Origin of the sequence: Streptomyces sp. R11, from assembly GCF_041051905.1 — a bacterium.
Lineage (GTDB): Bacteria > Actinomycetota > Actinomycetes > Streptomycetales > Streptomycetaceae > Streptomyces.
Genome location: NZ_CP163432.1, coordinates 8,786,938 through 8,811,139 on the forward strand (window position 1 = coordinate 8,786,938; position 24,202 = coordinate 8,811,139).

A 24,202-nucleotide genomic window follows, 5' to 3' on the forward strand; every position below is an offset into this window, starting at 1 on the left:
CGCGGCGCTCTTCCTTGAGCGTGATCGTGCACGGAGGGCTCACCATCTCTGATCGGCAACGTTGGTTTGTCGTGCGAATGCCGCGGCACTCGGACAGCCACGCGGACGGTGCCCTCCGGGGTGATCACCGCTGCGTGAGGTGCGTCGGCCAGACGCATCAGGAACTGGCCCGGCAGTCGGGCGGAGCATAGGGCGGTCGATGACGACGATCGGCGTTGAAGAGGAGTACCTGCTGCTCGACCCGGCCACCGGCCTGCCGGTGCCGCGGGGGCCCGAGGTGAGGGAGGCGGCGGGTCTGGGGCGTCTGGCGGCCGACCGGGAGGTGCAGCACGAGTTGCTCCAGGCGCAGGTCGAGGTGGCCACCCCGGTGTGCGACACGCTGGACGAGGCCGGGGGACACCTGCTGCGTCTGCGGCAGGCGGTCGCGGTGGCCGCCGAGGAACACGGCTGCCGGCTCGCGGCCTGTGGGACATCGCCCCTGCGACGCGGTCGCCCCGTGGCGGTCACCGACGAGGCCCGTTACCGGGCCATGGTCACGCAGGCGCCGCAGCTGGTGGCGGAGCAGCTGGTCAACGGCATGCACGTGCACGTGGCCGTGCCCAACCGTGAAGAGGGCGTCCAGGTCCTGAACCGGATCAGGGCATGGCTGCCGACACTGACTGCCATGTCGTCGAACTCCCCCCTGTGGGACGGGCAGGACACCGGCTTCGCAAGCTGGCGCACGGTGATCTTCAGCCGCTGGCCGGTCAGCGGGCTGCCCCCGTGCTTCGAGGACGCCGCGGACTACAACCGGCGCGTGCAGCGGCTGCAGGACGCCGGTTTGATCGTCGACACCGGCCAGGTGTACTGGCAGGCCCGCCTCTCGCCCCGCTTCCCCACCATCGAGGTGCGGTGCTCGGACGTCCAGCTGACCGCGGACGAGGCGGTCATGCTCGCCGGGATCATCCGGGCTCTTGTGGATACCGCCTTGAGGGAAGCTGCCGCCGGGGCGCCCGCGCTCGCCCACGAACCCGAACTTCTGCGGGCCGCCATGTGGCACGCGGCCCGCCACGGTCTCGGCGACACCCTGGTCGGCCTCGGCGGCACGCTGCAGCCCGCCGCCGCTGTGCTGCACCAGCTCCTGCGGCACATCTCTCCCGCGCTCGACGCATCCGGCGACACCCGGCAGGTCACGGCATTGGTACGCCGGCTCCTGCGCGACGGGACCGGCGCCGACCGGCAACGCACTGCCCTCGCCGAAGGTGGCATCGAGGCGGTCACCGACCTGATCGGCGTCCGGAGCACTGTGCCGTGACCACATGGATTTTTCCCTTGTAGACGGACGGGTCCTGGGTACTCGCCGCACACCGTGTAAGGAGGATCAAGCATGAGCACCGTCAAGGAAACCGTGGAAGTCGAGGTTCCCGTCGGCACCGCCTACAACCAGTGGACGCAGTTCCAGGAGTTCCCGAACTTCATGGAGGGCGTCGAGGAGGTCCGGCAGCTCGACGACAGCCACAACCACTGGACGACCAAGATCGGTGGGGTACGGCGGGAGTTCGACACCGAGATCGTCGACCAGCTCCCTGACGAGCGGATCACCTGGCGCACCATCAGCGGCGACACCCACCAGAAGGGCACGGTCCGCTTCCAGCGCGTGGACGACACCCACACCCGGGTGGAGCTCGTGATGGACGTCGAACCGAGCGGAGCCGCCGAGAAGGCAGCGGACATGACGGGGACCATCGATCGCCGCATCAAGGGCGACATGCGCCGCTTCAAGGAGTACATCGAGCACCGCGGGATCGAGTCCGGAAGCTGGCGCGGGCGCATCACGCCCGGATGACACCGAACGCCTCGATGGATCCCGGGAGCCCGACGGGCATCAAGACCCGCCGGACCCTCGGGCGCGCTGCCGCCCGGTTGTGCCGGGCGGCAGCGTGGCCCTCACCGTCGACCGGCGGCGCCGTTGACGGCTCAGATGCCGAGCGACGGCGAGGTACCTCCGTTCCTTGCGAGGCTGTCTAACCCTCCTGCTGACGGCGCACCATCTCGCCGATCCAGATGGGTGCGAAAGGAGAGGTGCAGTTCGGGGGAGTCGGGTAGTCCTTGAGCACTTCCAGGCGCTCGCCGATGTCGATCGCGCGGGCGCGGCACTCGGCGTGCTGGATCCCGATCTGAGCCAGACAGTGGTTCATCGCCCACTGCAGACGATCCGGGGCGGCCTTCATCTCCGCCTCGATGACATCGAGCAGTCCCGCGAGGTCGAGGCCCTCGGGCTTCTTCGCCACCCGCTCGGTGGTCAGCGCCCAGCCGGCACTGGCGACCACTGGATCCGGATCCGTGAACCAGGCGAGGCGCAGTTCTTCGGAGTGCGGGCTCTTCTTGACCACGTAGTTCACGAGCCAGTCGTGCACCTTGGGGGCGCGTGTCTCGCGGACCATGGTGTCCAGTTCGTCCCGCTCGAACGCCTTCGGCCGGCAGACCAACATGGCGAGGAGCCTCGCCGCGGTGTCGTCCGTCTGCCAGAGTTCGCGCGCAAGGTCCTGCTGTGTCTTGAGCTGCTTCGCGAGCGCGCGCAGCTTGCCGAGGTTCACACCGTGATCGTCGCCGCGCTTCTCATTCGCCGCGCGCATCTTCGGGTCCTCGAGCACGGCCAACTCGGCCATGACCTGCGCAACTGTCGTCCCGGTCACTTCGGCCTCCTCGCTGTCGCGCCTGAAATCTAGCCGACGGCCACCATCCTTGGCGAAGTTCAGATCTCGACTTCGGGGTACGTCTCCGTGTATCTGTCACCGTCGGCGCCGTAGTAGGTGCAGGTGCGAGCGGCGAGGTCGACGTCGTACCAGACCACGCCGGCCCTCCAGCAGCCCTCGATGAACTCGGGGAAGGTGGTCTCGCCTGCCTGATCGGCGCGCAGAGCCGCCACGAGTGCCTGGCCGTCGAACGGCAGGACATCGACCATGCCGGTCACCAGCGGCTCGCCCTGAACAGCGACGGGGCCGGTCTCGGTCAGGTAGAGCATGGCATTCGACGGCACCGCCATGCGGCAGCGGGCAACGCCGGCCTGCCGCAGCGATTCGGCCAGGAAGGGGAAGCCGCCGACCTTGGGCCGGATGGCGGCCGCGTGCTCCAGCGCGGCCTGCAGGTTTGATATCGCGGTGCTCATGATCTTCTCCAGGAGAGCGGTGGGTGGTGCGGGGGCGCGTTGCGATGGCTCCAGCCGCAATATGACAACATGTTTCTGAAATGGAAACATGTTGTCAATGCGAGGAGCGGGCATGCCCGACGAAGTGGCCCTGCTGGTGGCGGATGTGTACGAGGCGGCTGGAGCGCTGCGAAAGTCGGGGGAGGTGATCGCCGCATCCCAGGGGCAGACGCAGGCGCGGTGGCAGCTCTTGAGCGTGGCGTCCGGCACTCCGCTGACTGTGGCCCAGGCGGCCCGCCGCCTGGGAGTCGCCCGTCAGGGCGTGCAGCGCCTCGCCAACCACCTCGCGAGCGAGAGCCTCGTCGCCTTCCGCCCCAATCCGGATCACCGCAGCTCGCCGCTCCTGGAACTCACGCCCGCCGGGCGTCGCGTCCTGGACGAGATCACGGTCCGCGCGGCAGAGGTCCATCGCAGGCTGGCTGCCGACATTCCGGCCGATGAGATCGCCACGGCCCGTGAGCTGCTCCGTCGCGTCATCGACGAGGTCCGCCGCCAACAGGAGGGGTAGACCTGAAAGCCCTGCCCGCTGGTGCGGCTCGCGGCTCGCGGCAGCCTTCGCCGAGTGCGAGTGTACGATCGTACGCTCCCGCTTGTAGGCTCCGCCGCATGACAGTTGACGTATTGCGTCCGCCCACCCGGCATGCACGGCATGCCCGTGCGGCCGTGGCCATGCTGTTCTTCACGAACGGGGCCCTCTTCGCCAATCTCATTCCGCGATACCCGCAGATCAAGGCCGACCTCGGCATCGGTAACACCGCGTACGGACTGGCCGTGGCGGCCTTCCCGGCCGGTGCCATCGCGGCCGGCCTGGCCGCAGGTGTGCTCATCCGGCGACTGGGGTCGGCGCGTGTCGCGGTGGCCGGGACCTTGCTGACCGGCGCGGGAGCCCTTGCCGCCGGGCTCGCGGGGTCGGTGGCCGTGTTCGCCGGAGCGCTGTTCCTGGCCGGGGCCATGGATGCCATCACCGATGTCGCCCAGAACGCGCACGGCCTGCGGGTGCAGCGCCGCTACGGACGTTCCATCATCAACTCCTTCCACGCCGTCTGGTCCGTCGGCGCCGTCACGGGCGGTTCGATGGCCGCCGCCGCGATCGCACTGGGCCTGTCGCGCGGGCAGCACCTGCTGATCTCGGCGGTGGTGTTCGGGATCGTTTCCCTCGTGGCGCTGCGCCACTGCCTGCCCGGTCCCGACACCGAGCCCGTGGGGGAGGAGGCAAAGGTCCAGGGCAAGAGTTCGCAGCAGCCCTCCCGGGGCGGCATGCGCGTGGGCTACGTGCTCGCGGCGCTCGTCGTCATCGCGACGGCCGGCACGGTCGTCGAGGACGCGGGCAACTCCTGGGCGACGCTCTACCTCTCCGACTCCCTGCATGCGTCGGTCACCGTGGCGGCTTCCGGGTTCATCGCCCTGGTCGGAGCCCAGTTCGTCGGCCGTCTCGCCGGCGACCGCCTGGTCGACCGGTTCGGTCAGCGCACCGTGGCGCGCACCGGCGGGCTCCTCGCCGCGGCAGGCATGGGGCTGGCGCTGGCCGTGCCCACGGTGCCCGGCACGATCCTCGGCTTCGCCGCGGCCGGATGCGGGGTGGCCACCCTGGTGCCGGCCGCGATGCAGGAGGCCGACGAACTGTCCGGCCTCAAGCCGGGATCAGGGCTTACGATCGTGTCCTGGCTCATGCGCCTGGGCTTCCTGTTCTCCCCGCCCGTGGTCGGCCTCGTCGCCGACGTGACCAGCCTGCGCGTGGGCCTGCTGGTGGTGCCGCTCGCCGGGCTGCTCGTGATCCTCCTCGCCCAGGTGCTGCAGAACCGTCGCCGGTAATTCCCGTATCGCCTCGATGTAAGGCAACCCCATACCGCCTCTGCACCCAGGCGACCCCCACACCCCAGAATGTACGTTCGTACACTCGCCGGTGTACGCTCGTGCGCATGCCGACGGACTACTTCGCGCAGGATCCGCGCACGAACCTCGAACGCATGCAGGCGGGCGACCTCTACATCGCCGACGATCCGGAGATCGCCCGCCGGCAGCAGGAGGCCGTACGCCTGGCCGCTCACTACCAGGCCGGCTACGCCGAGGACGCCGACGCCGCCCGGCCGATCCTCGCCGAACTGCTCGGCGCGCTCGGCGAAGAGGCCCACGTTCGGCCGCCCCTGTACGTCGACTACGGCAGCAACATCACCATCGGGGCGCGCACCTTCGTCAACTACAACCTCACCGCACTGGATGTCGCGGCCATCACCATCGGTGAGGACTGCCAGATCGGCCCGAACGTCCAACTGCTCACCCCCACCCACCCGTTGGAGCCGCAGCCCCGACGCGACAAGCTGGAAGCCGCCCAACCGATCACCATCGGCGACAACGTCTGGCTCGGCGGTGGCGCGATCGTCCTGCCCGGCGTCACCATCGGGGACAACTCCGTCATCGGCGCCGGCGCGGTGGTCACCAGGGACATCCCCGCTGACGTCGTCGCCGTCGGGAACCCCGCGCGAGTGGTCCGGAGCCTGTAAGTCTGTCGTCATGGCCACCGGACACACCGACCCCCAGCGCCGCGAACGCATCATCTCCGCGACCCTCGACCTCATCGCCGAAGAGGGCATCGCACGCGTGTCCCACCGGAAGATCGCCGTGCGCGCCGGCGTCCCGCTGGGATCGATGACCTATCACTTCAGCGGCATGGACGACCTGTTGCGCGAAGCGTTCAGCCGCTTCACAGACCACATCGTCGCCGTCTTCGACGCCCACCTGTCCGCCCCGGCGGATCCCGACCAGGCCCGGCAGGCGGTGGCCGACCTCGTCCACATGCTGTCCGAGGAAAGCGGACGCGACCTCGTGCTCACCCAGGAGCTGTACACCCTGGCCGCCCGCCAGCCCGCCTACCGGGAACTCACCCACGAATGGATGCGCCGCAGCCGCGTCCACCTCGAAAAGCACTTCGATCCGGACACCGCCCGCCAACTCGACGCGCTCATCGAGGGCCTGACGCTCCACCGGGCCCTGTCCCGTCAACCCCACGACCGTGCCCTCACGGTCGAGGCGATCGCCCGCATCACCGCAACCGGCACGCGTGCGCCTTGACCCGAGCTCAGGATGGCCGGCTCGCAGCCGTCGGAATAGATCACCAGCGTCTGTTTCCGGCAGCTCTTGCCCGATGAACCGCTCTGCACAGCCATGACCGGTCCGGAATGGGGAACCGGGCAGGATCACCCCATGGATGTAGCGACAGAACGATTCGCCAGGTGAACGGCGCGATACTCCCTCAGCAGCGCGGGGCGGCACGGCGATCCTGATCCAGGTATCCAACTGATCGGCAGGCACCGGGCCTTGGGCCCTTCAGCCCTGCCCTGGCCAAGGAGTCTCCCTTGCGCATTCGTCGCATGCTGACCGGCGCTCTCGGTTCCGCCGCTCTCGTCCTCACGTCCATGGGCGCGGTGACCGCCCAGGCGAGCCCAGCGGCAGCCGACCCGTGCGGCTTCTACGAGACCGGTTCCGACGCCTTCTACAACCACTGCACGTCCGACGGCTCGCGTGTGGTCATCAAGGTCGAGGTCGCCCTCGCGGCCGACTACGAGCGGTGCGTCGGCCCGGGCAGGACCTGGCTCGGTTCCGCCGCCAAGATTCAGGGCGCCCACTACGTCGGTCGTACCTGCTGACGGATAGTCCCGGCGGTGATGCGGTGTCGGGCAGGTCACGAATGGGTCAGCCGGCATGGCCGGCCGGCCCGTTCGGTCGGCCCCGGCGGACTCGGCGCTAGGGCAGACGGATGTTGGTGAGTGGGATGTTCCAGTCGTTGCTCTCGACGGTGCCATGGTCGTCATGAGCCGGGGCCGGGGCGGCGAACAGCATCAGCCCGGCGAAGACGGTGGCCAGTACGGCGACGACGCGACGCTTCACAAGTCCTCCTCGACGACGACAGCACCGACCACCTTGCTTCGGGCCGACAGCCGTGGCCCCCGAAGGCACGCCGATCAGCCGGCGGATTCAGCCGCTTGGTGGCGGGACCGCCCGTTTGGCGCAGGAACAGGGGGCCCCGCGGGATCGGCCTGCGTGACCGCACCCAATGGAAAGAGCGATCTCTACGGGAGTGTTGCAAGTGACCGTGAACGAAGAGGCCGTGGCAGCGCCGCAGGCGGATGCCGGATCAGCGCCCGCCGTGGTGTGGGTGCCCCGCGAGGAGTGGATCAAGACCCAGCCCCAGGCGCTCATCGCCTCATGCGTCATGCTCCTGGACGGTCAGGGGCGGATCCTGCTCGTGCGCTACGCCCCCGGTCAACCGATGGCCGGGGACTGGTGGCTGCCGGGCGGAATGCTCGATCACGGAGAAGACCCGTGTTCGGCGGCGCGGCGGGAAACCTACGAGGAGATCGGAGTCGAACTCCGGTCTGCGCTGAGGCTCATCGGCATCGACCACCGGGTGGACGTCTGCGGAACCGGGCCGGTGCTCGACTGTTTCTTCGACGGCGGAACGCTCGCAGAGGGCACCCCGATTCGCCTGAGTCCCGAGCACGATCAGTACGCCTTCGTCAGCCTGGACGAACTCCAGGACGTGCAAACCGCCGCGGACGTACGTACCTTGACGGCACTTCACGCTGCGGTCACTTCCGGGGCGGCGGTCTGCATGCGGGAAGGTGAGCCGGTGCAGGAACTGGCCGGTTCAGGGGCCCGACCGGGTGACCGTCAGATGCGTGACTCCGCTGGGTGAGGAGGTGGCCTCGACGTCGTAGTCCTTCTCGAGGTCCTCCAGCCCGTCCCAGAGGCGGACGCCTCGGCCGAGCACGATCGGGACCACCGCAACGTGCATGTGGTCGATGAGCCCGGCGGCAAGGAAGTCGCGGATCACGGTGGGCCCGCCGCCGATGCGTACGTCCTGGCCGCCCGCTGCCTCGCGGGCCGTCTCGAGCGCCTTGGCGGGTGAGGTGTCGAGGAAGTGGAACGTAGTGTCGCCCTCCATCTCGATCGACGGGCGCGTGTGATGGGTGAGGATGAAGGTCGGTGTGTGGAAGGGCGGGTTGGGTCCCCACCACCCCTTCCACTCCTGGTCCTCGTGCCATCCTGGGTAGCCGTACTTTCCGGCGCCCATGATCTCGGCCCCGATCCCCGGCGTGAACTGCCGCACGAGGGCGTCGTCGAGGCCGCTGGAACCGCCGGGCTCGCCGACCCTTTCGTGCCACCACCGGGTGGCGAACATCCACTCGTGCAGCCTCTCCCCGGCGTGCCCGAACGGCGCGTCACGGCTCAGACCCTCGCCGGTGGCGAAGCCGTCGAGCGAAATGGAGAAGTTGTGGACGCGGGCGCGTGACATGGCTGACGACTCCCTTGCGCAACGAATCGGTGACCGGATCGGCAACCGGGCCGGGTTACTCCCCGTCGTCGGTCAGCCACCACCTGGGGCCGCTGGAAGCCGCCACCGAGGTCGGTCATACGTGCGCCTCGGCCGCGCCTTCGCCACGGGTCGTTTCATCGTGGCACGGACTCGTCGAGGGCGGCCATCGGATCGAGCACCTTGCCACCAGCCTGGGGCCGCGGTCCGGGCTCGGCCGGTGGCGCCGGACGGCCCTTGATGCCGATGACCGCTGTGTCGCGGCGACGAAGGCGGTGCTGCTCCACATGCGCGCCCTCTCCGCGATGAGTTCCGTCCGGGTTGCGAGTCTGTTCTGGTGACCGCCGGGCGGCGCCGTACGACGCCGCCCGGCACCAAACGCCACGGAGGACACCATGACGACCACGCCGCACGACCGGACCGCTGAGCTGCCGGGCCGCCCGCCCGTCGTCGACCTGGCCACCTGGCAGGCCGCCCGTGACGAGCTGCTGGTCCGGGAGAAGGCCCACACGCGCGAGGGCGACGCCATCGCCGCGGCCCGCCGCCGCTTGCCGATGGTGGAGTTCGACGGGACGGTCGAGGTCGTCGGACCCGATGGACCGGTCCCGTTCCTGGACCTCTTCGAGGGCCGCGACGAGCTCATCGTCTACAAGCACATGTGGTACGACGGCGCGCCGCACCAGGGGCAGTGCGAGGGCTGCACGACCACGGCCTGGCACATGAAGGACGCCGTCTACCTCAACGCCCGCGGCGTCTCCTTCGCCATCGTGACCACGGGTGCGTGGGACGAGGTGGCTTCGTTCGTGGACTTCATGGGCTACACCCAGCCCTGGTACTCGGTCCGCGACGTCGACGAGCCGGTCGGCGGGGACATGGGGTACCTCACCTGCTACCTGCGCGACGGCGACCGCGTGTTCCTGACCTACTCGACGACGGGACGCGGCAACGAGCCGGTCAACGGGTCCCTCGGCCTGCTCGACATGACGCCCTACGGCCGCCGCGAGGGCTGGGAGGACAACCCGTCGGGCTGGCCCGAGGCCCCTGAGGCCGGCGCCCCGGTCGGTGGCCACGGCTCGCCGATCTGCTGGTACTGGCGCACGGACGCCGACGGCGTCGCCACGTGGGGCCCGACCGGCCGCCCCGTACCGCAGTGGACCCGCCCCGGTGCGACTCCCGTGGAGACCCTTGGCCGACAGGGTCACGGTCACTGACGCGTTCGGCGGCAACAGCACGGCTGAGGTCCGGTCGCCGGCTCACGACCGGCGACGGGCGCCCGGTCCCAGGCGGGCCGTGACGTCCCAGGGGTTGAGGGCGGAGTGTTCCGCGGAGCATTCGACGACGACCCGGACCGGAGCGTCACAGTCGGTGTGCCGGATGTCCAGCAGGGTGTCGTCGGGGTCGAGGAGGTACGTCTCGCCCCACTGGGCCAGCGCCATGAGCGCGGGCCACAGGTCCCAGCCCTTGCGGGTCAGGCGGTACTCGTTGCGAGCGCGGCTGCCGGGCTCCTGGTAGGGAACGGTTTTCAGGATGCCGGCCGAGGTCAGCTTGCGCAGGCGGTCGCTGAGGACGGCTTCCGACAGGCCGATGTGGCGGTGGAAGTCGTCGAAGCGGCGGACTCCGTTGACGGCGTCGCGCAGGATCAGCATCGTCCATTTCTCTCCGACCACGTCGAGCGTGCGCTGGACGGGGCAGTTCTCCGTGCTCGCCTCAAGCCACTCCATCCCACCATCGTACGGCCCTGGCTTCGCCATTGACAGTCAGGTGGAAGCGGAGCTAGCTTCCATGGACGAAGTCAGATCGGAAGGCGCTGGACCGTGGGACGAACACGTACGTACTACTGGGACGATCCCGTCCCCTTGGCGGAAGCCGCCGGACGCATGGCAGGCATCGACTTCCTGCGTGAGCTGCAGGCCGGGCGGCTGCCGGGGCCGCCTGTCAGCAACACCCTCGACTTCACCCTGGCCGAGGTGGAACCCGGCAGAGCGGTGTTCTCCCTGACGCCGGGCGAGGAGCACTACAACCCGATCGGCAGCGTGCACGGCGGCATCTTCGCCACGCTGCTCGACTCGGCCGCGGGGTGTGCCGTCCAGTCCACCCTTCCGCAGGGCATGGCGTACACCTCGCTCGACCTGACCGTGAAGTTCCTGCGGCGGATCACCGTGGACACCGGGACGGTGCGCGCCATCGGTACGGTTGTCAATCAGGGGCGTCAAACCGCTCTGGCGCAGGCGCAGTTGGTCGACGCGAAGGATCGCCTGCTCGCGCATGCCACCAGCAGCTGCATGCTGTTCCCGGTGCCGCCCGCCCAAGGGTGAGCGGCACCGGCGCCTTCGTCGTCCGTGCCGGGACCCAGTCGTTCACGAGGTGTGACCGGAGCGGCGGAGAACGGGCCGCAGGGCCTCGATGACGCTCGCGTCGTCCACGGTGGAGGGGATGGGTTCGTCGTGGCCGTCGGCGATGCCCCGCATCGTCTTGCGCAGGATCTTCCCCGAGCGGGTCTTGGGCAGAGCGGCCACGACCGTGACGTCCTTGAGGGAGGCGACGGCGCCGATGCGGTCGCGTACGAGCTGGACGAGTTCGGCCTCGACCTCGCCCGGTTCGCGGGCGGTACCGGCCTTCAGGACCACGAAGCCGCGCGGCACCTGTCCCTTGAGGGCGTCGGCGACGCCGATGACTGCGCATTCGGCGACGTCGGGATGGGCCGCCAGGGCCTCTTCCATGCTGCCGGTCGACAACCGGTGTCCGGCGACGTTGATGACGTCGTCGGTACGGCCCATGACGAACACGTAGCCGTCCTCGTCGAGGTGCCCGCTGTCGCCGGTGAGGTAGTAGCCGTCGAAGGCGGAGAGATACGAGGCGACGTAGCGGTCGTCGTCGTTCCAGAGCGTCGGCAACGCACCGGGCGGCAGTGGGAGCCTCACGACGATCGCGCCGTCGACACCCGGGGGGACAGGGGCGCCGGACGCGTCGAAGATGCGGACGTCCCAGCCGGGCAGCGCGCGTGTGGGGGAGCCGGGTTTGAGTGGGGCGGCTTCGATGCCGACCGGGTTGGCGACGATGGGCCAGCCGGTCTCGGTCTGCCACCAGTGGTCGATCACCGGGATGTCCAGGAGGGCGCTGGCCCAACGGTACGTCTCGGGGTCGAGCCGTTCACCGGCGAGGAAGAGATAGCGCAGGTGGGAGAGATCGTAGTCAGCCGTGAACGCTCCCTTCGGGTCCTCCTTGCGGATGGCCCGGAAGGCGGTGGGCGCCGTGAACATGGTCTTGACCCGGTACTCGGCGGCGACGCGCCAGAACTGGCCCGCGTCCGGGGTGCCGACCGGCTTGCCCTCGTACAGGACCGTCGTCGCGCCGACCAGCAGGGGCGCGTAGACGATGTACGAGTGCCCGACGACCCAGCCGACGTCGGAGCCGGTGAACATCGTCTCGCCCGGACCCACGTCGTACACGGCGCCCATCGACCAGTGCAGAGCGACCGCATAGCCGCCGCTGTCGCGCACAACTCCCTTGGGTTTCCCGGTCGTTCCGGACGTGTAGAGGATGTACAGGGGGTCGGTGGCGGCGACGGGAACGCAGTCGGCCGGCGGTGCGGCGGCGACCAGCCCGGCCCAGTCGAGATCGTCCGGCCCCAACTCGGCCTGCTCCTGCGGTCGTTGCAGGATGACGCTCTTCTGCGGCTTGTGAGTGGCGAGTTCGATCGCCCGGTCGAGCAGCGGCTTGTACGCGATGACACGCTTGCCCTCGACGCCGCAGGAGGCGGAGACGACCACCTTGGGCGCGGCGTCGTCGATACGGAGGGCCAGATCGTGCGGGGCGAACCCGCCGAAGACGACGGAGTGGACCGCGCCGATGCGCGCACAGGCCAGCATCGCGACGGCGGCCTCCGGCACCATCGGCATATAGATCACCACCCGGTCGCCCCGCCCCACACCGAGCTGCGCGAGCGCCCCGGCGAAGGCGGCCACCTCGTCCCTCAATTGCGCGTAGGTGTAGGTGCGTTGCGTGCCGGTGACGGGGGAGTCGTGGACAAGCGCCGGCTGGTCGCCGCGGCCGGCTTCGACGTGCCGGTCGAGCGCGTTGAAACAGACGTTGAGTCGCCCGTCGGGAAACCAGCGGTAGAACGGGGCGCCGGAGGAGTCCAGGGCGCGCTGCGGAGCGACGTCCCAGTCGATGGCCTCCGCCGCCGTCAGCCAGAAGCGCTCCGGGTCCTCTGTGCTGGCACGGAAGACATCCTCGTACAGTCCCATCACGGACTCCTTCGTCCCGTCGGTGCCTGGCTGCGGTGGCGTGGAAAGGGGGACACGAACACCGTATGCCGCACGACCGACAAGATCGAGTGGGACGCGGCCGTCGGGCCGGTCGAGGAGTGCGGTGCCGGTGGTGCGGCCCCGCTGAGCCGGAACTGGAGCTCAGCCCCGACGAACTCGCAGTCCCTCCGTCACCAGGCCGAGCCCGAACTCGAAGTGGGGCGTGAAGTCGGTGCTGGTCAGCGTGGGCAGGGTGGCGCTGAGATGTGGATACGAGCCTGCTGTCACCGCGGCGTGCAGGACTTCCGTAGCTGCCGGAGCCCCGCTCTCCGGCTGGAGGGCCGCCTGTTCCTCCAGGGTGTGTCCCACGGTGAAGTTGACCACCGCGAACAGGGCCCGGGCGGCCTGTTCGTCGGTGAATCCCGCATCGCGCAGAACTCCGACGAGGCGGTCGGCGAAGCGCAGGGTGTTCGCCCCGGTGGAGTGCGTGCCGGCGAAGACGCGCGCGCCGTCGCGATGGGCGAGCAGTGCCGCGCGCATCGCGTGGGCGAGGGTGGCCAGTTGCTCGCTCCAGTCGCCGTCGGTCGCCTCCCCGTCTGATTCCGCCAAGCTCGCGAGCATCCTCTCCGCCATCGCCGTCAGCAGGTCCTGCTTGGTCGCGAAGTAGCGGTACAGCGCACCGGCTTGGACGCCCATCGCATCGGCGAGCCGCCGCATGGTCAGTGCTTCGAGGCCGGACTGATCCAGCAGGTCGAGTGCCGTTTCGACGGTGCGCACAGGGTCGAGCCGCGCGGGCCGTCCACGGGCGGGGGTTGACGTGGAACTCATGGCTCTCACTATAGTGAACGGCGTTCACGTGAACGCTGTTCACTAAATGGGAGGCGCGATTCTGATGGACGTCGACGTGATCGTCGTGGGTGCCGGCCCGACCGGGCTCATGCTCGCCTGCGAGTTGGCGCTGGCAGGCGTACGTACCCGGATCCTGGAGCGCCGCACTGAAGCGCAGCGCGACTCGCGGGCGCTGAGCCTGCACCCGCGCAGCGTGGAACTGATGGACCAGCGGGGGCTGCTCGACCGGTTCCTCCGGGTCGGCCGGACCGTGCCGGGCTGGCACTTCGCCGGGCTGCCCACACACCTGGACTTCAGCCGCCTGGACTCCCGGCACGGCTACACGCTCTTCCTGGCACAGGCCCGCACCGAGGCCCTCCTCCAGGAGCGGGCGCACGAGCTGGGTGTGGAGATCAGCCGGGGGCACGAGACCGTCGGCGTGCGTCAGGACAGCGCCGGGGTCGCCGTGGAGGTGCGCGGCCAAGGGAACCGTACCGAGACACTGCGCGCGCGGTACGCGGTCGGCTGCGACGGCGGACGCAGCGTGGTACGACGGGCCGCGGGGATCGACTTCCCGGGCACGGACGAGACCCTGACCGGAGTGCTCGGGGACTTCGCCGTCATGGACCCGCAGCCCGGCGCGCTCGACGACGCGCGGGCCCGTGGGCTGATCATCGCGCCGCTCGAAGAAGGGCTGACCCGGATCGTCTACCTGGACCCGGAGCGGATGCGCGTGCCGTCCCTGGAATCGGTGACCCTTGAGGAGTTCCGCACGTCCCTCATCCGTATCGTCGGCTCCGACTACGGCATCGCTGAGCCCCGCTGGCTGTCGCGCTTCGGCAACGCGACCCGGCTCGCGGCGAGCTACCGCTCCGGGCGCGTCCTGCTGGCGGGCGACGCCGCCCACATCCACTTCCCGGCGGCCGGGCAAGGGCTCAACACCGGGCTCCAGGACGCCATGAACCTGGGCTGGAAGCTGGCGGCCGCCATCAACAACTGGGCGCCGCCCGGGATGCTCGACAGCTACGACGCGGAGCGTCGGCCGGTCGGACAGTCGGTCACGGAGAACACCGAGATCCAGACCCTGCTCGTGGAGCTGACACTCGTCCCGCGGTACGAGCGACCGGGCGCCGCGCTGCGGGGGTTGCTCGACCGGCTGCTGGGCATGCCGGAGGTCAACAGGCGGCTCGCCGACCAGATTTCAGCACTCGGCACCGCCTATCCTCCGACGGTCCCGGACGCTGATCCATTGGTGGGGCGGCGCATGCCCGACGTCGGACTGAAGGCCGTGGACTCGGAGGCGACACGGGTGTACGAGCTGCTCCACCAGGGCCGCTTCGTTCTGCTCTCGCCGGCCGGGGACCAGGGTCCGAAAGCGGCCGTCGACTCCGGGTACGCCGACCGGGTCACGGCCGTGAGTGTCGACACGTACGACGAGCATGCGGAGCTGGACGGGGTGCGCGAGGTCCTCGTACGACCCGACGGGCACGTGGCCTGGGCCAACCGGACCGGGGATGCCGACGAACGTGGTGATCAGCGGGCCCGCGCGTTGACCGCCTGGGCCGGTGCTCCCACTTGATGCGCTGCCGTTGAGCGATCCCGGACGCGCGTCCCCTTCCGTCAGTCGAGCAGGACGCCGGGGTTGAGGATCCGGTGGGGGTCCAAGGCGTTCTTGGTTGCGCGCAGAGCCAGTGCGAAGGGCTCCGGGCGTTGGAGGTCGTAGCCGGGGCGGTGGTCGCGGCCGACGGCGTGGTGGTGGGTGACCGTGGCGTGGTGGCGGTGCAGGAGGTCGGTCACTACGGCCTTGATGTCGTCCCAGACCTCGACCTCGTCGCCGGGGCGGCCGGCGACGGCCACGGTGAAGTAGGGGGCCGCGCCGTCGGGGTAGACGTGGGTCAGGCGGCAGTTGATGGCGGCCTCGTGTCCGGTGGCCTTCAACGCGGCGGCGCCGACTTCGGTGCGGACGGCCTCGATCAGGGCGGGGATCCGGTCCCACGTGGTGGCGGTCTCGAAGGTCTCGACCACGGCGCCCATGCGGGCCAGGCCGTCGCGCAGATAGGGCATACGCAGGAAGGCGGAGCGCCAGGCGTTAACGGGCCCGTCGGCCGGCGCGTCGCCGTGGGCCGTCGGTGCCTCGCCGCGACCGCCGTGGGCGCGGGCCAGGTCCAGGGCGGTCGCGAGGCGATCGTCGACCCGGGCGGTGGCGGACTCGAAGCCCAGGACCAGGACCGCGGAACCGTCGTGCGAGGCGCCGGACAGCGCGGCCTCGCCGGGGTCGAGCAGGCGACAGTTGGCAGGGAAGAGGTCGGACTGGGCGATCGCGCGCACCGCGTCCAGGGCACGGTGGAAGTCGGCGAAGGCCACCGATGCCGAGGCCTTGAACCGGGGGCGCTCCTGCAGCCGCATCCACGCCTCGGTGATGACGCCCAGCGTGCCCTCGGATCCGAGGAACAGCCGGTCGGGCGACGGCCCCGCACCGGACGCGGGCAGCCGCCAGGACGTGCCCGCTCCCGAGGGCGTGATCACGCGCAGGGACTGCACGAAGTCGTCGATGTGCGTGTGAAGGGTGGCGTAATGGCCCCCGGCCCGGGTGGCCAGCCAGCCGCCGAGGGTGGAGAACTCGAAGCTCTGCGGGAAGTGGCGCAGCGTGAGGTTGTGCGGCCGCAGCTGCGCCTCCAGTGCGGGGCCGAGGGCCCCTGCCTGAATGCGGGCGGCGCGACTGGCGGTGTCGATCTCCAGGACCCGGTCCATCGAGGTCAGGTCGAGCGACAGCACAGCACGGTGGGCGCCGCCGCGGTACTCCACGCCGCCGACCACCGAGGAGCCGCCGCCGAAGGGGATGACGGCCACGCCGTGCTCGCCGGCCCACTCCAGCAGGTCGGCCACCTGCTGGTCGCCGGTCGGGCGGGCCACAAGGTCGGGGATCCGGCGGGGGCGGCCGCGCAGGGCCCGGATGACGTCGCGGTAGGCCTTGCCCATGGCGTGCGCGGCGCGGGCCTCCGGGTCGTCGGTGACCAGGTGCGCGAGGGCGGCCGGCGGCTTCACGCCGGGGCGGCCGATGGCCAGGTCGGAGACCCGGGGTATCGGCAGTGGGCGGGCCAGGGTGCCCGGCAGCAGGGCGCCCAGGGCGGCGCATTCGGCGTCCTCGGGGTGGGCGTCGGTGTAGCCCCAGCCCCACCAGGAGCGGGGGCGGGAGGCGCCGGGGTCGATCGGATGGATCGCGGACTCGGGCATGGCGGCGCTCCCGGCGGATTGAATTTACCCTACGGTAAATTACCGTAGGGTAAATTGGAGTTCATGACAAGACTGAACTCCAAGGCCGGTACCAAGGGCGTGCCACGGGCCGCACGCGAACAGCAGGTCCTGGCTGCGGCGACGGAGGAGTTCGGTCGGCACGGCTACGAAGCCACGACCGTGGCGGCCGTCGCAGCGCGCGTGGGCGTCACCAAGCCGCTGGTGCACCAGTACTTCGGCAGCAAGCAGGATCTCTACCTCGCCTGCCTGAACCCGATCGGCGACCGGCTGCTCCAAGCGATCCGCGCCGCGATGGCTGTGGGCGACACCGGTGGGCCGCCCACGCCCCTGCGTGTGCTGCACGGCCTGTTCACGGCTCTGGACGGGCAGCGCGAGGCGTGGTTCGTCCTGTACGACGCGTCACTGCCTCCGGACAGCGACGCCGCCGACCGCGCGGCGTACTACCGCGGTGCCATCGACGACCTGGCGGCGATCGGCACCGCCGATCTCGTGTACGCGGACGGTGCCGGCGATCCGCTCGACGCCGACGCGCTCAAGCATGCTTGGCGGGGCCTTTGCACCGCCCTGGTCCGCTGGTGGATCAACCACCCCGACCAGTCGCCCGAGGCCATGGCGCAACGGTGTGCGCGGCTCTTCGCCGTCGGACGTGGCGTCCTGGGCACGGGTGGCGACAGCGGGTCACCTTCGGAGCCGAACGCACCTGCCTCGTGATGCGCGTACTCGGGCTTCGGAGCGTGCTGGTGCGGCGGGCACGGCCCGATCGGATGGTGCCCGCCGCTCCCGCCGCCGCTCAGAAGTCCGTGGGCAGCCCGCTTGCCTCGGCAATTCCCCGCAGCTCTTCTGTCTCCCTGTGTCGTTCCCTGATGTAGTCGGCGATCTCGCTGAGGCGGGCGGGATCGGAAGCGGTGGTCGCGTCCGTGACGATGCGGACCGGGCCGGTGTCGTCGACGTCGATCTCGACCACTTCGTTGTCCATACGACCGGTGACGGCGGTGGCGATGACCAGGGCGGCCTCGTCGCGCACCTCCTGAGGCAGCTCGTCGCCGCCCCCGGAGTCGAGCGCGACGTCGAGGCCGGAGAGGCGCTCCTCGGCGATCGCCTGGAGGACCGGTTCCACCAGGCGCCGCAGAAGGCGGTAGTCCTCCGTGTCCATCCGGATGCGCAGGAGGTCCAGGTACGCGTCCACGGGCCGGCCGTCGCCATTCGGAATCTCGGAATCGCTCATCTGCTTCGTGTTTCCAGCACGACGCCGCTCACACACGTTGCCAGCGAGCCATGGCGAACGAGAACACACCGAACAGCATCAGCCCCGCTGCGACGCAGGCCAGCAGCCATGGGCCGAGCGGAGTGTCGGCGAATGTACGCAGAGTGTCGTCCAGCCCCTTCGCCCGGTCGGGCTCGTAGTCGATCGCCGCCCGGACGGCGAAGACTCCCGCCACGGCGAACACCAGCCCGCGCGCCACACCCCCCACCACACCGGTGACGTCCACCAGCTGCCGTGCCCGGCGGCTCAGCTGCCCGAGCTTGAGCTTGTCGTGGTACTTCCGCAGAACGGCCCGTACGGCGATCCAGCCGCCGGCCACGACGACGCCGATGCCGGCCGCCGCGACCAGCCACTGGCCGGCGGGTATCTCCAGTGCCCTGGCGGTGGCGTCCCGCGACTGCTGGTCGCTGGATCCGCCGCCGCTCTGGTTCCGGCTCGCCGCGAAGGACAGCACCGAGTAGGCGACGAAGACGTAGAAAGCGCAGCGGACGGTCGCCAGCGCGCGCTTGCGCGCGCTGCGGCCGTCCTTCCCGACGGAGCCGAACAGCGCCTCGGACAGCCGCCACAGGGCCATCCCGACGAGGCCGACGCCCAGCGCCCACAGCAGTACCGCACCAAAGGGCTTGTGCGACAGTTCCTCCAACGCCCCGCCGCGGTCGGCCTGTTCGCCGGTGATGCCGAAGGCGATCTGCAGCGCCAGCGCACCGACGAGCAGATAGATCACTCCCCGGGCGGCGAGACCTGCCCGCGCCGCCCCCTCGGTGACCGAACCTCGCGCTGCCCGCTCGGCCCGGAACCGTCCTGTCCGTGCCAACGCACTCGTGTCCATGGAGACCTCCCGGCAGACCGAATGCCCCGGCACGGCCGTCACACACGCTGTCATGCCGCCGGCCAGGGGAATTTCCGGTCAGTCGGGGCCGCTGCGGTGACGACGTCGGCGTCCTGGGGCAGGTGTTTTCCATGGGCGCGTACGTGGAAGCCAACGGAACCACGATCTGGACCGAGAGCTGTGGCCAAGGGCCCGGCGTTCTGCTGATCGCAGGGCTGAGCGATCCCGCCGAGGCGTGGCAGGCGCAGCTCGACGGGCTGTCGGACCGGTACCGAGTGATCGCCTTCGACAACCGGGGGGCGGGGCGGACACCGCTGCCCGACGGGCCCATGTCCGTGGCGATGATGGCGGACGATGCCGCGGAACTGCTCCGTGCGTACCAGGTCGACAGGGCGCATGTCGTCAGTTTCTCGGGCGGCAGTGCGATTGCGCAGGAGCTGGCACTCCGTCACCCCGAAGCTGTCCGCAGCCTCGTCCTCACGAGTACGTGGGCACGCGCGGACGCCTACTTCACCGGCATGACCCGCTTCTGGCAGTGGCTGGCGACCCAGGCGCCGGACGAGCGCGCCATGCTGGAGGCGTTCTATCTGTGGATCTACACGCCCCGCGCCCACGCCGACGGCACGGTGGAGCGGTTCATCGAGGAGACGCTCGCCTTCCCGTACGCGCAGTCCGCCGAGGCCTTCCAGCGTCAACTGGAGGGCTTCGCGCCCCACGACACACTCGACCGGCTGCCCGGCATCACGGCACCGACCCTCGTCCTGGCCGGCGAACTGGACATCACCACGCCTCCGCGGTTCGGGCGGATCGTGGCCGACGCCATCCCGGGCGCCCGCTTCGAGATCCTGGCGGGGGAGGCTCATCAGCCGTTCCAGGAGTCGCCGGACGCGTTCAACGCACGGGTCGGTGACTTCTGGCGCGAGGTCGAGGGCGGGATCTGATCCTGCCGAACTCAACCGACGACAGCTGACCCGGGCTGACGAGGAACTTCGAAGTCCACATGTACGCGTGCCGCATTGTCAGTGGGTGCTGCCAGGATGACGTACATGAGGATCAAGGAAGTGGCACGTCACGAAGTCGCCGAGCAGCGGATCGAGGACACCCTCCAGCGCGCGGCCCAAACGGCCTTCGGTCACGCATCGGCCATGCGCCACGACGGTCGGCCAGCCGCACCGCCAACCGAGCCGTCCGACGCTCCAGTTCGGCCCAGCTCAGCGTGCGCCGGTCATCGGCGGACGCGACCTTGTCGCCATGGCGTGAGGAGTTCCCGACGAGCAACTCCGGGACAGACCGCACCTCGAACACGTCCGCCACACCCATCAGGCATCCCCCCAAGTCCGGACCGCGTCGAACTTGTCGATCAGCCTACGGGGCGCGAACTGGTGCGTGGCGGTGAGGACTTGTGATTCCGCCGGGGGCCAGTGAGGGGGCTGTTGGTCAGTCGGCGTATACCCGGCCGTCCTTGATGACGAAGTGGGTCGGTTCGGAGCAGCCGAGGGACGGAGTGAGGAGCAGGCTCACCGTCAGCGGGGCGGGTTCGGTGCTTGCCGTGGAGAGTTGGCAGACGGCGTTCGCGCCGGTGAGGGGGAACCAGAACCAGCCGTCCACATCGCCCACGGTGACGCGGTCGGACTCCTTCCAGGCGCCGCCGGACTGCGTGTAGACCTGCAGGCGTACGGAGGCGGCGTACTCGTCCTGTGTCGATCGGAGGGCGGTCAGCGTGATCTTGTAGTCACTGCCGAGGACGGACGAGGCGATCTGCCGTGTCTGCGGCGCCGCCGCTGCGGTGCCGGCCGTCGAGGATCCGGCACCGGCGGCGCCGAGTGCGGCCGCCATCAGCATGGTGAGGGCCACGGCGGTGCCGCGGCGGGTGCGGGTACGAGTGCGTGCCAAGCTCATGTGTTCCCCCGTTGGAACGAGTTGGGAAGAAACGCTCGGAGGCGTTCCGGTCAGTGGTGAAGACACGTCACCGCGGTCAGGGGTTGTACGGCCGGCCACTGGGGGTTGGCCAGCTGGGCGTAGCCCGGAAGGACCCTCATCCTGATTCGTCAGGACGTCGTCTCGTCGGCGGGCTACGGTACGGACGAGTTGCGCTGCCTTGCGCTGCGTTTGCGTTCGCGTCGTTCACGGTCGTCCGAGGAGGAATCCTGTGTCATCGCCCTGCGACCCCCAGTACGCTCCGGTCGGCGATGTAGGTGCAGCGCTCATGATGATCGACTCTCGGCTCAGAACCATCTACGAGGGCAAGTCCGAGACCGACCCCGAACAGCAGCAGTTGGTCGACCAGTTCATCGCCTCACTGGGCCCCGGGGAAGTCGATGACCTGGTGGACGGCGCGTGCACGCTCATCTACATGTTCGTGCAGTGGCTGCGGATGGCCTACGAGGACCACGACAGGGACGTCATCGAGTACGTGGTGCCCAGCTTCGTGGGATCGCTGCGCATGATGCCAAAGAGCATCCCTGCGGAGTCCATCCCCACCATGGCCGCTCTGGTCGTCGCGGCCGGCACCGGGCTGAGCCCCAGCCTGTGGCGCAAGCAGTTCGGAGACTGGACCGGGGACGAGATGAACCCCCTGGAAGCCACGGCCTTCCTGCTCGCGGAGCACATCAACCGGATCACCGGCGACCGGGACTTCGCCACCCGCATGATCACCGAAGCTCTGTCCAGCTCGAACATGGACTGACGCAGAGGATGACCTGAAACCGGCCCGCAGCCACCCCCGCCCACCGGTCCATACCAGTGGCGGTCGAACCCGTGTCCCCCAGTGGCCCGCCGATGCCGTATTCCCCCCTCTCACCTGGAGCGTAGATCCCGAAGCGCCCCGCCGCCGTCTTCCGTGATCCACCACCGAGGGTGCTTTCGGCCCGGAGGGGTCGTTCGCGACGCACCTGCGTTTTTCCGTCAGGTTGCGCAGCAAGACCACTAAAGCTCCACAGATACCTCACTATTTGACGCGACGGATGCGTCGACGACCGGTCTCTGAGGGGGAAGCCGGCGTCACGCGCGGGGGTGCGTTCGCTCAGCGGAGCCGTGCTCGCCCCTGCCCTGGGAGGGGACAGCACCGCATGAAGCGGACCTTAAGCACCACGCTGCTCACGACGGGCGCGCTCATAGCCGCCTTCGGTGTACCGGCCGCACATGCCGCGGACCCGCCGCCGCCCCGCATCGACCTGCGGGTGCTCGTCGTCAGCGACGGCGGGCCGGCCACCGACGCCATCGCCGCCGAACTGGACACCGCGGGAACGCCCTACACGCAGATCGACCTCACGCAGTCCGGCCGCCCGGTGATCGATGCCGGATATCTCGCGGACACCGTGGACGGCCGGGACCGGGCCAAGTTCCAGGCGGTCGTCCTGCCCAACGACAACCCGTTCCCGGCGAACTCGCCCGAGATGGCCGCGCTGGTCGCGTACGAGAAGGCCTACGACATCCCGCAGGTCGACGCGTACACCTACGCCCGCCCGGAGGCGGGACTCCAGTACCCGGTGTACGGGGGCTACTCGGGCAGCGTCGACGGTGTGCAGGCGCAGGTGACCGATGCCGGGCGGGCTGGTCCGTTCGACTACCTCGACGGGCCGGTGCCGTTCGAGGACAACTCGCCCACCGTCGGCGAGAGTTACGCGTTCCTGTCCACGCCGATGGCCGGCGCCGACTTCACCCCGTACGTGCAGGCGCCGATCCCGGGCACCAGCAAGCAGGGCTCGCTGGTGGGGGAGTACCGGCACGACGGGCGGCGTGAGCTCGTCGTCACGTTCGTCTACAACCAGTACCAGCAGCAGTTCCGGCTGCTGGCCCGCGGCATCGTCGAGTGGATGACCGGCGGGGTGCACCTGGGCGCCTCCCGCAACTACTTCGCCGTACACGTCGACGACGTGTTCGCCGCCGACGACCGCTGGAACTCCACGCTCAACTGCACACCGGGCGACGTGGACTGCACCGACCCCGACGCCACGCCCGACCCGATCAGGATGACGGCCGCCGACGTCGACCACGCCGTCTCCTGGCAGCGCGAGCGCGACTTCACCCTCGACCTCGCCTACAACGGCGCCGGCAGCGTAGACCACCGTGAGGACAACAACGGAGCCGACCCGCTGGCCGACCGGCTCATCGCCGAGCGCGCCGAGTTCCGCTGGATCAACCACACCTACACGCATGCCTTCCTCGGCTGCGAACAGGACACCTCGGTCGTGCCGTGGCGGTGCGCCACCAACGCCGACGGCAGCACCAAGTGGGTCAGCCGCGCCGACGTCGCCGACGAGATCGCGCACAACCAGGTGTGGGGGCAGCAGGCCCAGCTGCCGCTGAACAACGACGAGTTGGTGACCGGCGAGCACTCCGGGCTGCGGGTGCTGCCGCAGCAGTCGGCCGACAACCCCAACCTGGCGCTCGCCCTCGCCGACACCGGCATCGGCTGGCTGGCCTCGGACAACTCCCGCGAGCCCGGCCAGCGGCAGGTCGGGCCCGCGACGACGGTCCCGCGCTACCCGATGAACATCTTCTACAACGCGGGCCGGGCGGCCGAGCAGGTCGACGAGTACAACTGGATCTACACCGGCCGGGCGCAGGGCGGCAGCGGCATCTGCGAGGACAACCCGGACACCACGACCTGCCTGGCCGCGCCGCTCGACACGGCCACCGGCTACGCGCAGCACATCGTGCCCCTGGAGCGGCAGATCGCCCTCGGCCATGTCCTCGGCAACGACCCCAAGCCGCACTTCATCCACCAGTCCAACCTGGCCGAGGACCGGATCGCCTACCCGGTCCTGGACGGCGTGCTCAACACCTACGACACGCTGTTCGCGCAGAACACGCCGATGGTCAACCTGCGGATGAAGGACATCGGCAACGAGCTGAGGCAGCGCGCCTCCTGGCGGGCCGCGGTGGGCGACGGGCAGGTCATCGCCTACCGGATCGGTGACACCGTCACCGTCGACAGCCCCGGTGGCGTGTCCGTCCCCGCCACCATGCCCGAGGGCACCACACAGGCCGGCTCGGCCTTCGGCGAGGCGTACGCGGGCGAACGGTCCGGGTGGACCACCCAGGCCGCCGAGCCGCTCACCCTCACCCTGCCGCAGCCCGCGGCCTCCTCCACGGCCCCCGGCACGGGCGGCTCCGCGCCGGCCACCGACCCGGCACCGGACGCCCGCGTGCCCGAGGGCGTGGCCGAGCCGGTCCTTCCCGCGGGGAACTGACCGGCGCACCGGCAGCGAGGTCCCGGCCGCCCGTCGGCAGGCCGGGACCGGCACCCCTCCCCACACCTCGGCCGTGGAGCACATCA

The 24,202-nt window shown here is 69.9% G+C and carries 26 protein-coding genes; 15 read left to right on the forward strand and 11 right to left on the reverse strand.

Going from position 1 to position 24,202, the window contains the following annotated elements:
- Positions 1-199: 199 nt before the first annotated feature.
- On the forward strand, positions 200-1,294 hold the full coding sequence (locus tag AB5J55_RS40575; protein WP_369275432.1) for a glutamate--cysteine ligase: 1,095 nt from the start codon (positions 200-202) through the stop codon (positions 1,292-1,294).
- A 72-nt stretch (positions 1,295-1,366) separates the two neighbouring features.
- Positions 1,367-1,825 (forward strand): SRPBCC family protein, encoded by a 459-nt coding sequence (locus AB5J55_RS40580; RefSeq protein ID WP_369275433.1) that lies wholly within the window; start codon positions 1,367-1,369, stop codon positions 1,823-1,825.
- 178 nt (positions 1,826-2,003) lie between these two features.
- On the opposite strand, the gene AB5J55_RS40585 is transcribed toward AB5J55_RS40580, so the two are convergent.
- Positions 2,004-2,648: a DNA alkylation repair protein gene (locus tag AB5J55_RS40585; RefSeq protein ID WP_369276437.1), complete on the reverse strand. Its 645-nt coding sequence runs from the start codon at positions 2,646-2,648 to the stop codon at positions 2,004-2,006.
- Between the two features lie 86 nt (positions 2,649-2,734).
- A complete protein-coding gene (locus tag AB5J55_RS40590; RefSeq protein ID WP_369275434.1) occupies positions 2,735-3,148 on the reverse strand; it encodes a DUF1398 family protein in 414 nt (137 codons plus the stop codon).
- A 112-nt stretch (positions 3,149-3,260) separates the two neighbouring features.
- Here AB5J55_RS40590 and AB5J55_RS40595 point away from each other — a divergent pair, with 112 nt between their 5' ends.
- From AB5J55_RS40595 to AB5J55_RS40615, 5 genes are all read left to right on the forward strand, one after another.
- Positions 3,261-3,695 carry a MarR family winged helix-turn-helix transcriptional regulator gene (locus tag AB5J55_RS40595; RefSeq protein ID WP_369275435.1) on the forward strand — a complete coding sequence of 145 codons (435 nt, stop codon included), beginning with the start codon at positions 3,261-3,263 and terminating at the stop codon, positions 3,693-3,695.
- A 98-nt stretch (positions 3,696-3,793) separates the two neighbouring features.
- Complete coding sequence (locus AB5J55_RS40600; RefSeq protein ID WP_369275436.1) at positions 3,794-4,999, forward strand: MFS transporter; 1,206 nt, start codon at positions 3,794-3,796, stop codon at positions 4,997-4,999.
- A 107-nt stretch (positions 5,000-5,106) separates the two neighbouring features.
- The gene (locus tag AB5J55_RS40605) at positions 5,107-5,688 is read left to right on the forward strand and encodes a sugar O-acetyltransferase (protein WP_369275437.1); all 582 of its coding nucleotides are present in this window, start codon (positions 5,107-5,109) and stop codon (positions 5,686-5,688) included.
- A 10-nt stretch (positions 5,689-5,698) separates the two neighbouring features.
- Positions 5,699-6,256 carry a TetR/AcrR family transcriptional regulator gene (locus tag AB5J55_RS40610; protein ID WP_369275438.1) on the forward strand — a complete coding sequence of 186 codons (558 nt, stop codon included), beginning with the start codon at positions 5,699-5,701 and terminating at the stop codon, positions 6,254-6,256.
- Positions 6,257-6,540: 284 nt separating this feature from the next.
- Positions 6,541-6,831, forward strand: a complete 291-nt coding sequence (locus AB5J55_RS40615; RefSeq protein ID WP_369275439.1) for a DUF6355 family natural product biosynthesis protein — start codon at positions 6,541-6,543, stop codon at positions 6,829-6,831.
- Between the two features lie 97 nt (positions 6,832-6,928).
- On the opposite strand, the gene AB5J55_RS40620 is transcribed toward AB5J55_RS40615, so the two are convergent.
- Positions 6,929-7,072 carry a hypothetical protein gene (locus AB5J55_RS40620; protein WP_328419638.1) on the reverse strand — a complete coding sequence of 48 codons (144 nt, stop codon included), beginning with the start codon at positions 7,070-7,072 and terminating at the stop codon, positions 6,929-6,931.
- 199 nt (positions 7,073-7,271) lie between these two features.
- On the opposite strand from AB5J55_RS40620, the gene AB5J55_RS40625 reads away from it, so the two are divergent.
- Positions 7,272-7,880: an NUDIX hydrolase gene (locus AB5J55_RS40625; protein WP_369275440.1), complete on the forward strand. Its 609-nt coding sequence runs from the start codon at positions 7,272-7,274 to the stop codon at positions 7,878-7,880.
- Here the strand turns inward: AB5J55_RS40625 and AB5J55_RS40630 are convergent.
- Complete coding sequence (locus AB5J55_RS40630; RefSeq protein ID WP_369275441.1) at positions 7,833-8,480, reverse strand: dihydrofolate reductase family protein; 648 nt, start codon at positions 8,478-8,480, stop codon at positions 7,833-7,835. The two genes, AB5J55_RS40625 and AB5J55_RS40630, sit on opposite strands and share 48 nt — an antisense overlap.
- Positions 8,481-8,893: 413 nt before the next feature.
- Between AB5J55_RS40630 and AB5J55_RS40635 the strand changes: the two genes are divergently transcribed.
- Entirely contained in the window at positions 8,894-9,709 is an 816-nt protein-coding gene (locus AB5J55_RS40635) for a DUF899 domain-containing protein (protein ID WP_369275442.1), read from the forward strand.
- A gap of 42 nt (positions 9,710-9,751) precedes the next feature.
- On the opposite strand, the gene AB5J55_RS40640 is transcribed toward AB5J55_RS40635, so the two are convergent.
- Positions 9,752-10,219: a winged helix-turn-helix transcriptional regulator gene (locus AB5J55_RS40640; RefSeq protein ID WP_369275443.1), complete on the reverse strand. Its 468-nt coding sequence runs from the start codon at positions 10,217-10,219 to the stop codon at positions 9,752-9,754.
- Positions 10,220-10,312: 93 nt separating this feature from the next.
- On the opposite strand from AB5J55_RS40640, the gene AB5J55_RS40645 reads away from it, so the two are divergent.
- Positions 10,313-10,813 carry a PaaI family thioesterase gene (locus tag AB5J55_RS40645; RefSeq protein ID WP_369275444.1) on the forward strand — a complete coding sequence of 167 codons (501 nt, stop codon included), beginning with the start codon at positions 10,313-10,315 and terminating at the stop codon, positions 10,811-10,813.
- A gap of 42 nt (positions 10,814-10,855) precedes the next feature.
- Here AB5J55_RS40645 and AB5J55_RS40650 read toward each other — a convergent pair whose 3' ends face one another.
- Together AB5J55_RS40650 and AB5J55_RS40655 are read right to left on the reverse strand one after the other, a co-directional pair.
- Complete coding sequence (locus tag AB5J55_RS40650) at positions 10,856-12,745, reverse strand: propionyl-CoA synthetase (protein WP_369275445.1); 1,890 nt, start codon at positions 12,743-12,745, stop codon at positions 10,856-10,858.
- Between the two features lie 162 nt (positions 12,746-12,907).
- A complete protein-coding gene (locus tag AB5J55_RS40655; protein WP_369275446.1) occupies positions 12,908-13,573 on the reverse strand; it encodes a TetR/AcrR family transcriptional regulator in 666 nt (221 codons plus the stop codon).
- 64 nt (positions 13,574-13,637) lie between these two features.
- On the opposite strand from AB5J55_RS40655, the gene AB5J55_RS40660 reads away from it, so the two are divergent.
- Positions 13,638-15,152 (forward strand): monooxygenase, encoded by a 1,515-nt coding sequence (locus AB5J55_RS40660; RefSeq protein ID WP_369276438.1) that lies wholly within the window; start codon positions 13,638-13,640, stop codon positions 15,150-15,152.
- Between the two features lie 41 nt (positions 15,153-15,193).
- On the opposite strand, the gene AB5J55_RS40665 is transcribed toward AB5J55_RS40660, so the two are convergent.
- Positions 15,194-16,807, reverse strand: a complete 1,614-nt coding sequence (locus AB5J55_RS40665; RefSeq protein ID WP_369275447.1) for an FAD-binding oxidoreductase — start codon at positions 16,805-16,807, stop codon at positions 15,194-15,196.
- A gap of 63 nt (positions 16,808-16,870) precedes the next feature.
- On the opposite strand from AB5J55_RS40665, the gene AB5J55_RS40670 reads away from it, so the two are divergent.
- Positions 16,871-17,539: a TetR/AcrR family transcriptional regulator gene (locus AB5J55_RS40670; protein WP_369275448.1), complete on the forward strand. Its 669-nt coding sequence runs from the start codon at positions 16,871-16,873 to the stop codon at positions 17,537-17,539.
- 79 nt (positions 17,540-17,618) lie between these two features.
- Here the strand turns inward: AB5J55_RS40670 and AB5J55_RS40675 are convergent, their stop codons facing one another.
- Both AB5J55_RS40675 and AB5J55_RS40680 read right to left on the reverse strand, forming a co-directional pair.
- A complete protein-coding gene (locus AB5J55_RS40675) occupies positions 17,619-18,053 on the reverse strand; it encodes a hypothetical protein (protein WP_369275449.1) in 435 nt (144 codons plus the stop codon).
- Positions 18,054-18,081: 28 nt separating this feature from the next.
- On the reverse strand, positions 18,082-18,921 hold the full coding sequence (locus AB5J55_RS40680) for a DUF1206 domain-containing protein (protein WP_369275450.1): 840 nt from the start codon (positions 18,919-18,921) through the stop codon (positions 18,082-18,084).
- A gap of 131 nt (positions 18,922-19,052) precedes the next feature.
- On the opposite strand from AB5J55_RS40680, the gene AB5J55_RS40685 reads away from it, so the two are divergent.
- Positions 19,053-19,862: an alpha/beta fold hydrolase gene (locus AB5J55_RS40685; protein ID WP_369275451.1), complete on the forward strand. Its 810-nt coding sequence runs from the start codon at positions 19,053-19,055 to the stop codon at positions 19,860-19,862.
- 496 nt (positions 19,863-20,358) lie between these two features.
- Here the strand turns inward: AB5J55_RS40685 and AB5J55_RS40690 are convergent, their stop codons facing one another.
- Positions 20,359-20,820: a hypothetical protein gene (locus AB5J55_RS40690; protein ID WP_369275452.1), complete on the reverse strand. Its 462-nt coding sequence runs from the start codon at positions 20,818-20,820 to the stop codon at positions 20,359-20,361.
- A 250-nt stretch (positions 20,821-21,070) separates the two neighbouring features.
- Between AB5J55_RS40690 and AB5J55_RS40695 the strand changes: the two genes are divergently transcribed.
- Together AB5J55_RS40695 and AB5J55_RS40700 are read left to right on the forward strand one after the other, a co-directional pair.
- A complete protein-coding gene (locus tag AB5J55_RS40695) occupies positions 21,071-21,607 on the forward strand; it encodes a hypothetical protein (RefSeq protein ID WP_369275453.1) in 537 nt (178 codons plus the stop codon).
- A 382-nt stretch (positions 21,608-21,989) separates the two neighbouring features.
- Positions 21,990-24,116 carry a hypothetical protein gene (locus AB5J55_RS40700; RefSeq protein WP_369275454.1) on the forward strand — a complete coding sequence of 709 codons (2,127 nt, stop codon included), beginning with the start codon at positions 21,990-21,992 and terminating at the stop codon, positions 24,114-24,116.
- Positions 24,117-24,202: the final 86 nt, after the last annotated feature.